The 14,257-nt window shown below is 65.1% G+C and carries 15 protein-coding genes; 10 read left to right on the plus strand and 5 right to left on the minus strand.

From position 1 onward, the window contains the following. Positions 1-9 precede the first annotated feature (9 nt). From GTP41_RS13310 to GTP41_RS13330, 5 genes are all read left to right on the plus strand, one after another. On the plus strand, positions 10-1,206 hold the full coding sequence (locus tag GTP41_RS13310) for a hybrid sensor histidine kinase/response regulator (protein WP_161026061.1): 1,197 nt from the start codon (positions 10-12) through the stop codon (positions 1,204-1,206). Beyond that, positions 1,199-2,206, plus strand: coding sequence for an ABC transporter substrate-binding protein (locus GTP41_RS13315; protein ID WP_161026062.1), 1,008 nt, complete (start codon positions 1,199-1,201; stop codon positions 2,204-2,206). Before GTP41_RS13310 ends, GTP41_RS13315 begins: the two co-directional genes overlap by 8 nt. 6 nt (positions 2,207-2,212) lie before the next feature. Continuing rightward, positions 2,213-4,741: an ATP-binding protein gene (locus tag GTP41_RS13320; RefSeq protein WP_161026063.1), complete on the plus strand. Its 2,529-nt coding sequence runs from the start codon at positions 2,213-2,215 to the stop codon at positions 4,739-4,741. After that, positions 4,734-5,591, plus strand: a complete 858-nt coding sequence (gene sigJ / locus GTP41_RS13325; RefSeq protein WP_161026064.1) for an RNA polymerase sigma factor SigJ — start codon at positions 4,734-4,736, stop codon at positions 5,589-5,591. Before GTP41_RS13320 ends, sigJ begins: the two co-directional genes overlap by 8 nt. A gap of 85 nt (positions 5,592-5,676) precedes the next feature. Continuing rightward, positions 5,677-6,120 carry a carboxymuconolactone decarboxylase family protein gene (locus GTP41_RS13330; protein ID WP_161026065.1) on the plus strand — a complete coding sequence of 148 codons (444 nt, stop codon included), beginning with the start codon at positions 5,677-5,679 and terminating at the stop codon, positions 6,118-6,120. Between the two features lie 3 nt (positions 6,121-6,123). On the opposite strand, the gene GTP41_RS13335 is transcribed toward GTP41_RS13330, so the two are convergent. The 5 genes from GTP41_RS13335 to kynU are packed head-to-tail and all read right to left on the minus strand — an operon-like array spanning position 6,124 to position 10,095. After that, complete coding sequence (locus GTP41_RS13335) at positions 6,124-6,720, minus strand: CHRD domain-containing protein (protein ID WP_161026066.1); 597 nt, start codon at positions 6,718-6,720, stop codon at positions 6,124-6,126. A gap of 36 nt (positions 6,721-6,756) precedes the next feature. After that, complete coding sequence (locus tag GTP41_RS13340; protein ID WP_161026067.1) at positions 6,757-7,311, minus strand: RBBP9/YdeN family alpha/beta hydrolase; 555 nt, start codon at positions 7,309-7,311, stop codon at positions 6,757-6,759. Further along, positions 7,308-8,006, minus strand: coding sequence for a ribonuclease T2 family protein (locus GTP41_RS13345; protein ID WP_161026068.1), 699 nt, complete (start codon positions 8,004-8,006; stop codon positions 7,308-7,310). The genes GTP41_RS13340 and GTP41_RS13345 overlap by 4 nt, the downstream gene beginning before the upstream one ends. Then, positions 8,003-8,845, minus strand: coding sequence for a tryptophan 2,3-dioxygenase (gene kynA, locus GTP41_RS13350; RefSeq protein ID WP_161026069.1), 843 nt, complete (start codon positions 8,843-8,845; stop codon positions 8,003-8,005). The genes GTP41_RS13345 and kynA overlap by 4 nt, the downstream gene beginning before the upstream one ends. Before the next feature lie 5 nt (positions 8,846-8,850). Beyond that, positions 8,851-10,095: a kynureninase gene (gene kynU, locus GTP41_RS13355; protein WP_161026070.1), complete on the minus strand. Its 1,245-nt coding sequence runs from the start codon at positions 10,093-10,095 to the stop codon at positions 8,851-8,853. Positions 10,096-10,730: 635 nt separating this feature from the next. On the opposite strand from kynU, the gene flhD reads away from it, so the two are divergent. From flhD to motB, 5 genes are all read left to right on the plus strand, one after another. Further along, positions 10,731-11,048 carry a flagellar transcriptional regulator FlhD gene (gene flhD, locus GTP41_RS13360; protein ID WP_055936061.1) on the plus strand — a complete coding sequence of 106 codons (318 nt, stop codon included), beginning with the start codon at positions 10,731-10,733 and terminating at the stop codon, positions 11,046-11,048. A 10-nt stretch (positions 11,049-11,058) separates the two neighbouring features. Beyond that, entirely contained in the window at positions 11,059-11,607 is a 549-nt protein-coding gene (flhC, locus tag GTP41_RS13365; protein WP_161026071.1) for a flagellar transcriptional regulator FlhC, read from the plus strand. Next, entirely contained in the window at positions 11,582-12,349 is a 768-nt protein-coding gene (locus GTP41_RS13370; protein WP_161026072.1) for a class I SAM-dependent methyltransferase, read from the plus strand. Before flhC ends, GTP41_RS13370 begins: the two co-directional genes overlap by 26 nt. A 95-nt stretch (positions 12,350-12,444) precedes the next feature. Beyond that, positions 12,445-13,305: a flagellar motor stator protein MotA gene (gene motA, locus GTP41_RS13375; protein WP_161026073.1), complete on the plus strand. Its 861-nt coding sequence runs from the start codon at positions 12,445-12,447 to the stop codon at positions 13,303-13,305. 18 nt (positions 13,306-13,323) lie between these two features. Continuing rightward, positions 13,324-14,253: a flagellar motor protein MotB gene (gene motB, locus GTP41_RS13380; protein WP_161026074.1), complete on the plus strand. Its 930-nt coding sequence runs from the start codon at positions 13,324-13,326 to the stop codon at positions 14,251-14,253. Positions 14,254-14,257 lie beyond the last annotated feature (4 nt).

Genomic DNA, 14,257 nt, shown 5'->3' on the forward strand with positions numbered 1-14,257 from the left:
GAGGATTGCATGACGGACGTTCGCAAGTTGCGTATCCTGATCGTCGACGACCAGAGCGCCCAGACCGGCGCGCTGTGCGACGTGCTGCGTCAGTACAATTACGAGGCGGAGGGATGCGTCAGTGCCGAGGCGGCGCAGCAGCGCCTGCAAACCCACAGCTATGACTTGATGCTGTCCGACCTGAACATGCCGGGGCTGGACGGTATCAGCCTGGTGAAGGCGGCGCTGCAGCGCGACCCCGACCTGGCGTGCATCATCATGACGGGCGAGGGCAGTATTGCCTCCGCCGTGCGCGCCATGCAGGCCGGCGCCCTGGATTACATCGTCAAACCCTTCAAGGCTTCGTCGCTGCTGCCGGTGCTGGCGCGCGCCCAGTCCACTCGGGCGCTGCGCATCGCCAACGCGGAACTGGAACGCCAGCTGCGCCTGAACGTGATCGAGCTGGCGGAGGCCAACTACCGGCTGGAGCAGGCGCGCACCGCCGCCGAGCAGGCCAGCACGGAGAAGTCGCGCTTCCTCTCGAACATGAGCCATGAGCTGCGCACGCCGCTGAACGGCATCCTCGGTTTCGCGCAAATCCTGGCGGCCGACAAGCTGCCGGCCACGCAACTGGAGAAGCAGCGCTTTGCGCGCAATATCGTGCAGTCGGGCCAGCACCTGCTCAAGCTGGTCAACGAGATCCTCGACCTGGCGCGCATCGAAGCGGGCAAGGTGCCGCTGGCGCTGGAGGCGGTGGACCTGCCCGCCGTGCTGCAGGAGTGCCGCATGATGGTCACGCCGCTGGCGGCCAAGCACGATATCAGCCTGGGTTTCGGCGCGGTGCCGCAGCTGCGACTGCGCGCCGACCGCACGCGCCTGGTGCAGGTGCTGATCAATCTCTTATCCAACGCCATCAAGTACAACCGCGAGCAGGGCAAGGTTGCGGTGGCCTGCAGCGAAAAGGAGGGCAAGCGCTTGCGTATCTCTGTCACCGACACCGGGCCGGGGCTGGAACCGGACCAGGTGCAGCATATTTTCCAGCCTTTCAACCGCCTGGGGCGCGACGAGGAAGTGGAGGGCAGCGGGCTGGGCCTGGCCCTGACGCGGCGTGTGGTGGAAGCCATGCAGGGCGATATCGGCGTTGACAGCAAGCCGGGCCAGGGCAGCACCTTCTGGGTTGAGCTGCCGCTGGCGCAAGAGACTTCGCAACAGGTGCAGCATGCGTAGCCGCACCATGCAGGTGCTGGCCGTGTTGTTCCTGCTGCTGGCGCTGGGCGTGGCCTGGCTGTGGCAGCAGCGCAGCCTGCCCGCTTTCGCGCCGAAGAAGCTGGTGATCGCGGCCAATACGGAGTACGTGGGCGCGTGCGCCGTGGTGGCGGCGCAGGCACGCGGCTTCTTCGCGGCGCAGGGCCTGCAGGTGCAGGTACTGCCGTTTTCGAGCGGTAAGGCGTCGCTGCAGGCGGTCCTGGATGGCAAGGCCGACGTGGCGACGGTGGCGGATATCCCCATCGTGTACGCGGCGATGGACGGCTTGCCGGTCAAGGTGCTGGCAACCCTGTTCCGCTCCGGCACGGACCACGGCATTGTCGGCCGCCGCGACCACGGGGTGGTGACGCCGGCCAGCCTGAAAGGCAAGCGTATCGGCATGACGCAAGGCACCTCAAGCCACTTCACGCTCGACGTGTTCCTGAATTGGCAGCGCATGGAGGGGCGCGACGTTACCATGGTCAATTACAAACCTGAGGAGCTGGGGCCGGCCTTGCAGCGCGGCGATGTCGATGCGATTTCGGGCTGGGAGCCCTTCCTCGGCGCGACGCGCAAGCAGCTGGGCGATGCGGCGGTCAGCTTCTCGGGAGAACAGGCGTATGAGAGCATCTATAACCTGGTGGCGCTGCGGCGCTACACCACGGAGAACCCGGCCGTGGTCCGGCGCGTGCTGCAGGCGCTGAGCGATGCCTCCTTGTACTGCGAGCGTTCGCCGCAAGAGGTGCATGGCATCCTGCCGGCCATTGCGCGCCTGGACCGGGCAGAGGTGCTGGCGGCGTGGCCGGCCTACCACTTCGGCCTGGAGCTGGACCAGTCGCTGCTGCTGGCGCTGGAGGACCGCGCGCGCTGGGCCATCCGCAACCGACTGGCCGGTTCGCGCGAGATGCCCAATTTTCTCGACAATATGTACCTGGACGGGTTGCTCCAGGTGCGCCCGGCAGCCGTCACGGTGATCCATTAGCCGCCTATGAAAATCATCACCCGCCTTAAGTGGGCCCAGTGGCTTTGCCTGGCCGGCGTGGCGATTGCCGTGCTGCTGATGCTGGGCGCCACGCGCCAGGTGCGGCAGGAGCTGCTGCGCAACGAGCGCGCCGGCGCCATCGCTTCCGGCGTGGTGTCGCTGCGCTACCTGTCGCTGGAGTTTGCGCAAACCCAGGAGCGGCGCGCCCACGTGCAGTGGCAGTTGCGCAAGGAGTCGCTGCAAGGCCTGATACTGCGGGGCGACCTGTTCCGCGACCGCGAGGAGGAGCGCCTGCTGCAGGACTTGCAGCGCAGCCTGCCGCTGCTGGCGCGCCATTTTTCCGAGCTGGTGCTGGTGCGGCAGGAGTTGCGCGGCGATCCGGAGAAGGCGGAAGTGCTGCGCCAGCTGGAGGCGCGCCTGTTCGGCCAGCTGATGTCGCGCACGCAGGTGATGATCAGCGATGCCGACGAGTTGGCGCGGCGCAGCCGGCAGGGCGTGCTGGAGGCGCAGCAGGATGCGTCGATTGTGGCGGCCGGCCTGGGCCTGATGCTGGCGCTGACGGTGCTGGGCGCGCTGGCCATGACGATCCGCAGCGTGGCCCATCCGCTGGAGCGCTTGCGGCACGGGGCCGAGCAGGTGGGGGCCGGCAAGCTGGATTTCCGCATGAACTGGAAGGCGGTGGACGAGGTGGGCGACCTGGCGCGCGCCTTCGACACCATGACCGAGCGCCTGCGCACCACCACCGTCTCGCGCGATGAACTGGTGCACGCCAACGCGGCCCTGCACGACGAAATGGAGGTGCGCCAGGCGGCCGAGCTGAAAGTGCAGGCGCAGCTGGCCCGTCTCAGCCTGCTGCACCAGATGACGCGCGCGATCGGCGAGCGGCAGGACTTGCGCAGCATCCTGCAGGTCCTGGTGCGCAACCTGGAAGACCAGCTGCCGGTGGACTTTGCCTGCGTCTTCCTGCTGCAGGACGGCGTGCTGGAAGCGAGCTGCGTCGGCATGGGCAACGCCTTGCTGCCGGGCGACGCGGCGCTGAAGGAGGGCGCCCAGATTTCCATCGACAACAACGGCCTGTCGCGCTGCGTGAAAGGGCAATTGGTGTATGAGCCGGACATCAGCGGCTCCGCCTTTCCCTTCCCGCAGCGCATGGCGCGCGGCGGGCTGTCGTCCCTGGTGCTGGCGCCGCTGCAGGCGGAAAGCGTGGTGTTCGGGGTGCTGGCGGTGGCGCGCGTGGCGCCCAACGCCTTCGCCAGCGGCGAGTGCGAATTCCTGCGCCAATTGAGCGAGCACGCGGCGCTGGCGGCGCGCCAGGCGCAGTTGTACGGTGCGCTGCAGCAGGCCTACCACACGCTGCATGCCACGCAGCAGACGGTGACGCGCGAGGAGCGCTTGCGCGCGCTGGGCCAGATGGCCAGCGGCATCGCGCACGATATCAACAACGCCATTTCGCCGGTGGCGCTGTACACCGAAGCCTTGCTGGAAACGGAAACCGGCCTGAGCGCCGCCGGCCGCAACAACCTGCAGGTGATTGCGCGCGCTATCGACGACGTGGCGGCCACCGTGGCGCGCATGCGTGAGCTCTATCGCCGGCGCGAGCCGCAGGTGGAGCTGGGCGTCGTGAGCCTGAATGTGCTGGCGCAACAGGTGGCCGACCTGACGCGTGCGCGCTGGAGCGACATGCCGCAACAGCGCGGTGTTTTCATCAATATGAAGCTGGAGCTGGCGCCTGGCCTGCCCGCCGTCATGGGGGCGGACAGCGAGATCCGCGAGGCGCTCACCAACCTGGTGTTCAACGCGGTGGACGCCATGCCGGAGGGCGGCACCCTGACCCTGCGCACGCGCAGCAGCGGCGAACATGTGCTGGTGGAGGTCGCCGACAGCGGCATCGGTATGGACGAGGCGACGCGCCGCCACTGCCTTGATCCCTTCTTCACCACCAAGGGGGAGCGCGGCAGCGGCCTGGGGCTGGCCACCGTCAATTCCATGGCCGAGCGTCACAGCGCGGTGGTGCAGGTGGAGTCGGCGCTGGGCGTGGGCACCACGGTCTCGCTGGCCTTCCCGCTGCTGCAGGCGCATCCCGTCATGCCGCCGCTGGAAACGCCGGCGGGCAGCGTGCCGATCGCCGAGTCCATGCGCTTGCTGGTGATCGACGACGATCCGGCGGTGCTGGCCTCCATGCGCGCCATCCTGCAGCGCGACGGGCACGACGTGGTGGCGGTCGACGGCGGCGCGGCGGGCATCGAGCAATTCCGCCTGGCGCAGGCGGCAAGCCGGCCGTTCGACGTGGTGTTCAGCGACCTTGGCATGCCGCATGTGGATGGACGCAAGGTGGCGGCCAGCATCAAGGAAATGTCGCCGGCCACGCCGGTGATCCTGGTGACGGGGTGGGGCCAGCGCCTGATTCCCGAGGGCGACGTGGACGCCAAACCAGCCAGCGTGGACGAGGTGCTGAGCAAGCCGCCGCGCGTGCGCGAACTGCGCGAGGTCCTGCTGAAAGTGCACAAGGTCGGGTATAGTCCCGTGCATGACTGACGAAATCACTTTCGCCGCGCACCGCGCGCGGCTGTTCGCCATCGCCTACCGCATGCTCGGCATCCGCGCCGATGCCGAGGACGTGGTGCAGGATGCCTGGCTGCGCTGGCAGGGCGCCGACACGCGCGGCGTGCAATCGGCCGAAGCCTGGCTGGTGACGGTGGTGACCCGCCTCGCCATCGACCGCCTGCGCGCCGCCATCGCCGAGCGCGCAGCGTATGAGGGATTGTGGCTGCCCGAACCCTTGGTGGCCATCGACGAGGAAACGCCGGAAACGCAGGCCGAACGCGCCAGCGACCTGTCCCTGGCCTATATGTGGATGCTGGAACGCCTTGGCCCGGAGGAGCGCGCCGCCTTCCTGCTGCGCCAGGTGTTCGATTACGACTACGCGGAAGTGGCGCAGCAGCTGGGCAAGTCGGAAGCCGCCTGCCGCCAGTTGGTGAGCCGGGCCGGCGAGCGCGTGCAGCAGCCGCAATCGCGTTTCGAGGTGGCGCCGGATGCCCACCGCCAGCTGCTGCAGCGTTTTGTGGAGGCTGCCGCCACCGGCCAGAAAGCCGCCGTGCGCGCCTTGCTGGCGGAAGACCTGGAGCTGGTGGGCGATGGCGGCGGCAAGGTCAAATCCTTCGGCATCGTCATTACCGATCCGGACAAGATCGCCGCCCTGTATGCCGGCATGCACAAACTGGGGGCCATCGAATACCGTCCGGCCCTGGTCAATGGCGAGCCGGGCTTGCTGCGCTTTGTCGACGGCCAACTGGAGTCGGCGCAGGGCTTCCTGAGCGACGGCCAGCGCATTACCGGCATTTATGTGGTGCGTAATCCCGATAAGCTGGCAGGGGTATTGCACTAAGCTGTCACAAACGGCGGGGCTGCTCCGTCTAATGGATAAGAAGGCCGCGCGGTGCGGTCTTCACCATAGACTGAAAGGACTTGCCATGAGCACCCTGCGTTACAACTTCTACAAACTTTCCCCGCAATCGTTCCAGAAGCTGCTGGCCCTGTCGGAAGGCCTGAACCGCGAGCTGTTGGGGCGCAAGCTGGTGGACCTGCTGCTGTTGCGCGTATCGCAGATCAACGGCTGCGGCTTCTGCATCGACATGCATTACCAGGACCTGCTCAAGATCGACGTCGACCCGCGCCACGTGAACGCGGTGGCCGGCTGGCGCGAGGCGCCGTTCTTCTCCGAACGCGAACGCGCCGCCCTGGAGTGGGCGGAGCTGATCAACGCCATTCCCGTGCGCGACCCCGACGACGCGGCTCTTGCCCGCCTGCAGCAGCACTTCTCCGATGAAGAGATTTCAGAGCTGGGCTTTGTGGTGGCGGTCATCCGTTCCTGGAATATGCTGAACGTGGCCTCGCGCAACCCTATCCCGCGCTAAACCTCATGCGCCGGGCGCGCGCCGCCGGCGCAGCAGGAGCAGGGGCAGGCCGGCCAGCAGCAGCACGGCTTGCCTCGGCTCGGGCACCGGCGCCAGGAAGCCGCGGATTTCCCCGCCCGGGTACTCGCTCGAATGGAGGTTGAAGTAGGACGTGCCGGCGCCCATTGCCGCCAGCAGGGCCGCTTCCGCGCCGGCCGTGGTGCCGCCATTGTTGTTGATGAAGCTCGCGTTCCAGAACGAGGCCAGCGAGGTATCGAACACGGCGGAATAATTGCCGTCGGTGACGCTGGCCGGGAAGCCGGTGAAGGTAGGCAGCATCGTTGCCACGCCTGCCGTGCCGGCGCCCGGGCTGGCCGTGCAGCAGTGGATGTGGGCAGCCGCGCTATTGCCCTGCAGCCCGCTGAAGCTGGTGGCGATGCTGAAGTAGTGGGTGGCGATATCGAAGACGACAGTCACGCTGCCGGTGGCAGGCGAAGCGTTGGGCGGGGCTTCCGCTGCACCGCTCAGGTTGGCGGTGAAGGTGACGGGATCGGCCTGCGCGGCTGCGCAGCCGAACAACAGGGCGGCCGCAAGCAGCCCCTCGCTCAGGTGGTTTTTCATAGTGGCTCCTGGTAGTCCAGCGAGCCCATTGTCCGCTTAACGCGCGCTGGTGCGGCGCACGAATCCGAGCAGCAACTTCTCGCCTTCCGGCCACGGGCCGTAGCCCGCGTCGCCATTGATATGGCCGGCAGCGCCGATCACATGCAGCTCGCTGCCCCAGGCTTGCGCAAACTGGCGCGCGCGGGCCGCGCTCACATAGATATCGTTGCTGCTGGCCACCACGAGGGACGGGAAGGGCAGGCGCGCCAATTGCATCGGCTGGAAGCCGGTGGTGCAATCGGGGTAGGAGGGTGCATCGACATCGCTGGGCGCTACCAGAAAGGCGCCGGCAATACGCTGCGCGCCTTGCGGCGTCTGCGCATGCTTGGCCGCCCACCAGGTCACCAGGGTGCAGGACAGGCTATGCGCGGCCAGCACCGGCGGATGTTCGCAGGCCGCGATGGCGGCATCGAGCTCGCGCACCCATTCCTCGCGGTCGGGCGTTTCCCAATCGCGGTGCGGGGCGCGTTGCCAGCCGTGCTTTTGTTCCCAGTGGGTCTGCCAGTGCTGCGGGCCGGAATTCCACAGGCCGGCCAGGGTCAGGACGCTCATTTCACATTCTTCATGAGGAAGGTGGATTGGCCGCAGCTTTTTTGCGAATAGGCGATCGCTTCGGTCGAGCAGCTGCGCGACTTGCCGTCCTTGGCATAGCAGACGCGCGCTTCCCGCAGGAAGCGGCCGCCGGAGCCGCACACCGGCAGCACCGAGTCTTTCGCCAGCCAGGGATTGGCCTTATGGAACTCCGCCTCGAACTGGCCGGGCGAGACGCGCACCGGCTGTTGCGGGCGGGCGAAGGCGGCCGGGATCTTCAGGCCATCCTTCAGCTTCGCGCTCAGCGCCAGGTAATCTTGGGGCGCCAGGCCGGAGCAGGTGCCGTGCTTGTTCCACTCGTGATGGAGCAGCTTTGGCGCCGGATAAATACTTTCATACTTGTCGCGCAGCGCAGCCGGCATCGGCACGCGGCCGCAACTGGCCGGATAGCCGCGCTCATGCTGCGGCCACAGCCCGTGCAGCACGAAGCCGAGCTGGCGCCCGGTAGCGCACTGCACCTGGTCGCTGCCGCCGCGCCCGGCGCAATACTCCGGCGACCAGGACAGCGACAGCACGTAGTAATCAAACACGCCAGGCTGGTCGCCAGCGCGCGCCTGCGCCGGGGAGGCGCCGAAAACGGTGGCGGCGGCAAGCCAGGCCAAGGCCAGCGCGCCCCGTTTGGTGGGCAAGGATCGGGTCGTTGCGGTGGCGGTCATAGGGCGGTCCGGAGGGCGAAGAGTTCGGGAAAGAGGACGACGTCGAGCATTTTGCGCAGGTAGGAGACGCCGGCGGTGCCGCCGGTGCCGGTCTTGAAGCCGATCACGCGTTCGACCGTGGTGACGTGGCGGAAGCGCCAGAAGCGGAACGCGGTTTCCATGTCGACCAGCTTTTCGGCCAGCTCATACAGTGCCCAATAGCGCGTGGTGTCGCGGTACACCTCGAGCCAGGCGTTCTTGACCGATTCGTTGGCGACGGTGGGTTGGGTCCAGTCGCCGTCCAGGCGTTCGGGGTCGATGTGCAGGCCGTTGCGCGCCAGCAGGCGGATCGCTTCGTCATACAGGGATGGCGAGCGCAGCGCCGTATCGAGGCGCGCGTGCGATTCCGGCGCTTGCTGGTGCACGGCCAGCATATTGGCGTTCTTGTTGCCGAGGATGAACTCGATCTCGCGGTACTGGTGCGACTGGAAGCCGGAGGACGAGGCCAGGTAGGGGCGGATGGCGGTGTATTCGGGCGGCGTCATGGTGGCCAGCACGTCCCAGGCGTGCACCAGCTGGTCCATGATGCGGGCCACGCGCGCCAGCATCTTGAAGGCGGGCGGCAGGTCGTTGCCGCGGATATGCTCGCACACGGCGTGCAGCTCGTGCAGCATGAGCTTCATCCACAGTTCGCTGGTCTGGTGCTGCACGATGAACAGCATTTCATTGTGGTTGGGCGAGAGCGGGTGCTGGGCGCTGAGGATTTTCTCCAGCCCCAGGTAGTCGCCGTAGCTCATGGACTTGGAGAAGTCCATCTGTGCGCCATGCCATTCGGCGCCGGGTTTCTTTTGTTCGGTCATGGTATTCAGGTCACTGCGCCACGGGCGGCGCTGATGTCGTAGGCTTTGTCGTCCAGGATCTGCTTGAGGATTTCCACGGCGTCCCACACGTCGGCAAAGCTGGTGTAAAGCGGGGTGAAACCGAAGCGCATGATCTCCGGTTCGCGGTAATCGCCGATCACGCCGCGCGCGATCAAGGCTTGCATCACGGCATAGCCGTGCGGGTGGGTGAAGCTCACTTGCGAGCCGCGCCGTGCGTGCTCGCGCGGGGTCACCAGGCCGAGCGGATGGTTGGCGCAGCGCTGCTCCACCAGGTCGATGAAGAGGTCGGTCAGGGCCAGCGATTTGGCGCGGATCGCCGCCATGTCGGTTTGCGCGAACACGTCCAGGCCGCATTCCACCATCGCCAGCGAGGTGATGGGCTGGGTGCCGCACAGGGCGCGCCCAATGCCGCTGGTGGGCGCGAAGTCGGGCGCCATGGCGAACGGATTGGCGTGGCCCCACCAGCCGGACAGCGGGTGGCGGAACTTCTCCTGGCGCCGTTGCGGCACCCAGATGAAGGCGGGCGCGCCGGGGCCGCCGTTCAGGTATTTATAGGTGCAGCCGACCGCGTAGTCGGCGCCGTCGCCGTGCAGGTCGAGCGGTACCGCGCCGGCCGAGTGCGCCAGGTCCCAGACGATGAGGGCGCCGTGCTGGTGGGCGAGGGCGCTCATGGCGGCCATGTCGTGCTGGTAGCCGGTGCGATAGTTGACGTGGGTCAGCATGACGACGGCGGTGTCGGCATTGACGGCGCCGGCCAGCTGTTCGGGGCTGTCGACCAGGCGTACTTCATAACCGCGCTCGAGCCAGTTGGTCAGGCCCTGGGCCATGTAGATGTCGGTCGGGAAGTTGGAGCGCTCGGTGATGATGAGCTTGCGGCCGGGGGCGGCGCCGGCCTGGTCGTGCAGGGCGGCGGCCAGGGCTTTGAACAGGTTGATGGAGGTGGTGTCGGTGACCACCACTTCACCGTCCCTGGCGCCGAGCAGGGGGGCGAGCTGGTTGCCCAGGCGTTTTGGCATTTCGAACCAGCCGGCGCTGTTCCAGCTGGTGATCAGGTCTTTGCCCCATTCCCTGGCGATGACGTCGGCGGCGCGGGTGAGGGCGGCCTTGGGGCGGGCGCCCAAAGAGTTGCCATCGAGGTAAATAACACCGGCGGGCAGGTCGAACTGCTCGCGCAGCGGCGCCAGGGTGTCCGCGGCATCGCGGGCCAGGCAGTCGGGGCGGGAAATCATCGGGGTTTCCTTGAGGCTTAAAGAAAGTGAGATTGTAGCAACGTTTACCCGCCTGAAACCGGTAAACCGGTGTCTGACCCGCAGGGTCAGACACCCCCGCGCGACGGCCGCCAGCCCGCTGTCTGACCCTGAGGGTCAGACAGCGCTCTACCGGTTTTGATGGCAAGTCATTGATTTACAAGGAAATCAAAAATTTTTCAAAATTTTTTTTAAAAAAACCTAAAGTTCCCCAAAGTCGCGCCGTTACCAATCTTAGAAGCCCGGTAAAAGGCTTGCTGTTCGGCAGTTTGGGTTGGACGAAAAAAATTTAAAATTTTTTGCTGAAAACCCTAAAGTTCCTCAAAACCCTGCCGTTACCAGTTTAGATGTCGCAAAAAAGCATCTCCGCGCCATCGCATTTTTACCCTCGGCTCCTGCTTTTTAGCGTGCCGAAACACCCCGCAAACCCGCACCAATACTGGTGTTGCCCCTCTATGGGCAGAGCTCTGTAGGACGAAATCCTACGGGGTGCCTTCGCCTATTCCCGACCGAAAATACGGATTCCCGCCTCTTTGTGGATTTAAGCCCGTCCAGCAGAATGTGTCTCAACGGCAACGAACATTTGCGTTGCAAGCTGAAACCGACAGGAGATGGACATGACTGCAAACGATATGATGGCTGAAATCCGCGATGCGAACCTGAGCTACCTGATGCTGGCTCAGCAGATGATCCGCGCTGATAAGGTCACCGCCATCTTCCGCCTCGGCATCTCGGCTGACATCGCCGACCTGATCGAAGGCATGAGCAATGCCCAGATCCTGAAGCTGGCTGGCGGCAATATGATGCTGGCGCGTTTCCGCTTCGACGACAGCGCCATCCTCGGCATGCTGACCAATTACAATAAGGACCGTTCCCTGGCCCAGTCCCACGCCGCCATCCTGATGGCCGGCCAGGCCGTCGAAGAAATCGCTTAAGGAGCGGACCATGACCAAGAAGAGTGTGGTGACCGAGGCGCAGGAAATCCAGCTGGCCATCGAGCTGATCAACCTGGGCGCCCGCCTGCAACTGCTGGAAACCGAGGTTTCGCTGTCGCGCGAGCGCCTGCTCAAGCTGTACAAAGAGCTGCGCGGCGTGTCGCCGCCGAAGGGCATGCTGCCTTTCTCGACCGACTGGTTCCTGACCTGGCAGCCGAATATCCACTCTTCGCTGTTCATGAATATCCATAACTTCCTGGTCGAGCACGCAGGCGCCAGCGGCATCCATGCCGTGATGAAGGCCTACCAGCTCTACCTGGAACAAATGCCGCCGGCGCCGGGCGAAGAGCCGCTGCTCTCGCTGACGCGCGCCTGGACCCTGGTTAAATTCGCCAGCAGCAGCATGCTGCAGCTCAAGCCTTGCACCTGCTGCAAAGGCAAGTTCGTGGTCGATGCCATGGACCTGAACCGCGACTACAAGTGCGGCCTGTGCCACATGCCTTCGCGCGCTGGCAAAACCCGCAAGGCCAAGGATGCCGCCGAAGCGCTCGCCGCTTAAAATTCCCGCCCTTCAGGCGCTGCTGGTCCAGGCCGGCGCGCTGCTGCCATGCGCCGCGCTGGCGGTTGCCGCGGATGCGGCCGGCGTCGGCCTGACCCTGCTGCACGCCGCGCTGCTGCAAGGTGTGCTGGCGGCAGCGCTCAGCTGGAAGCTGGGCCTGGCGCGCTGGTGGCTGCCAATCCAGCTCCTGTTCCCGTTGGCTTTGCTGGCCGGGCTGGCGTTGCGCCTGCCGCCCTGGCTGGCGGGCCTGGCTTTCCTCGTCCTGCTGGGCTGGTACTGGTCTACCTACCGCACCCAAGTTCCCTACTACCCGTCTAACCGCCATGTCTGGCAAGCCGTGCTGGCGCAGCTGCCGCAGGGCAGGGCCTTGCGCGTGATCGACATCGGCAGCGGCCTGGGCGGATTCACCCTGCACCTGGCGACCGCGCGCGCTGAGTCGGAGATAACTGGTATTGAACTGGCGCCCGTGCCTTGGCTGGTGTCGCGGCTGCGCGCCGCGCTCACCGGCAGCCGCGCCCGCTTTGTGCGGGGCGATTACGAGCAGCTCAATTTCGCCGATTACGACCTGGTCTTTGCCTACCTGTCGCCGGCCGCCATGCCCGCCCTATGGCGCAAGGCGCAACGCGAGATGCGCCCCGGCACCTTGTTGGCGAGTTATGAATTTGAGATTCCAGTGGCAAACGGCGTCAAGACCATCCTTACCACAGAGGGCGGGCCGCCACTCTATATAAGAGAGATTTAGAGGCAGTTTTCCTTGCCGCAGAGGCGTCTTCACGTTATTGTAGTTCCACTGTGGAATATTATTGCTTTTAACTAGCTTTCGAGGAGTCCGCGCGCTTGTTAGTCATCATTGGATACGTCATTGTCGTCGCGTCGGTTTTCGGCGGCTTCGCGCTGAGTGGCGGCCACCTTGCCTCCCTGTTCCAGCCGCTTGAACTGCTGATGATTGGCGGTGCGGCGGCCGGCGCCTTCTTTGTCGGTAACAACGGCAAGGCCATCAAGGCCACCCTGGCCGCCATCCCTGGCCTGTTCAAGGGGTCGCGTTACACCAAGGACCTGTACATGGAACTGATGTCGCTGCTGTTCGACGTCCTGTCCAAGGTCCGCAAGGAAGGCCTGATGTCGATCGAAGGCGATATCGAAAAGCCGGAAGACAGTCCGCTGTTCAGTAAATATCCATCCGTGCTGGAGGACCACCATATTGTCGAATTCATGACCGACTACCTGCGCCTTATGGTGTCGGGCAATATGGATGCCTTCCAGATCGAGAACCTGATGGATAATGAGATCGAGACCCACCACCAGGAAGGCCACGTGCCGGCCCATTGCATCGCCAAACTGGGCGATGGCTTGCCGGCCTTCGGTATCGTGGCGGCGGTGATGGGCGTGGTGCACACCATGGAGTCGGTGGGCATCCCGCCGTCCGAGCTGGGCATCCTGATTGCGAAAGCGCTGGTCGGTACCTTCCTCGGTATCCTGCTGGCCTATGGTTTTGTCGGTCCGCTGGCCAGCCTGCTGGAGCAGAAGCTGGAAGAGTCGACCAAGATGTTCCAATGCGTCAAAGTGACGCTGCTGGCCAGCCTGAATGGCTACGCCCCAGCCCTGGCAGTGGAGTTCGGCCGCAAGGTGCTGTACTCGACCGAGCGGCCAAGCTTTGCCGAGCTGGAAGAACATATCAAGAAATCGAAGTCGAAGTAATGGAAGCGAGGACCAGCCATGGCTGAAGAAGGCCTGCGGCCCATTGTCGTCAAAAAGATCAAAAAGGGCGGGGGCGGCCACCATGGCGGCGCCTGGAAGATCGCTTACGCCGACTTTGTGACGGCGATGATGGCTTTCTTCCTGCTGATGTGGCTTTTGGGCTCGACCACCAAGGGCGATTTGAACGGTATTTCCGAATACTTCAAGACGCCGCTGAAAGTGGCCATGCAGGGCGGCTCGGGCAGCGGCGACAGCTCCTCGGTGATCCAGGGCGGCGGCCAGGACCTGTCGCGCAAGACTGGCCAGGTGAAAATGGCGGAAGACCCGCAGCAGAACAAGACCTACAACCTGGATGCGGCGAAGAAGGCGATGGAGGCGGAAGAAAAGTCGCGCTTGCAAGCCTTGCGCGCGCGCATCGAGATGACCATCGACACCAGCGCCGAACTGAAGAAATTCAAGGAGCAGCTGCTGCTGGACTTCACCAGCGAGGGCTTGCGGATCCAGATCGTGGACTTGCAGAACCGCCCCATGTTCAGCGGCGGCAAGGCCGACCTGCAGCCGTATGCGCGGGAAATCCTGGAAGCCATCGCCCCGGCCCTGAACGATGTGCCGAACAAGATCGGCCTGTCCGGCCACACGGACTCCACCCCGTATTTCACGGAAACGGGGTACAGTAACTGGGAGTTGTCGGCCGACCGCGCCAACGCCTCGCGCCGCGCCCTGGTGCATGGCGGCCTGGCCGATAACAAGATGCTGCGCGTGGTGGGCCTGGCCGGCGCCGCCCACCTGGACCGCCAGGACCCGTTCAACCCGATCAACCGCCGCATCAGCATCATCGTGATGAACAAGAAAACGGAAGAAAACGTGCTGCGTGACGGCGGCAAGCTGGAGATCGGCGCGGAAACGGGTGTGACGCCAGCGGCCCCGGCCCCCGCCGGGAAGAAATAATAGA

Source organism: Pseudoduganella guangdongensis, from assembly GCF_009857475.1.
In the GTDB taxonomy this organism is placed as follows: Bacteria; Pseudomonadota; Gammaproteobacteria; order Burkholderiales; family Burkholderiaceae_D; genus Rugamonas; species Rugamonas guangdongensis.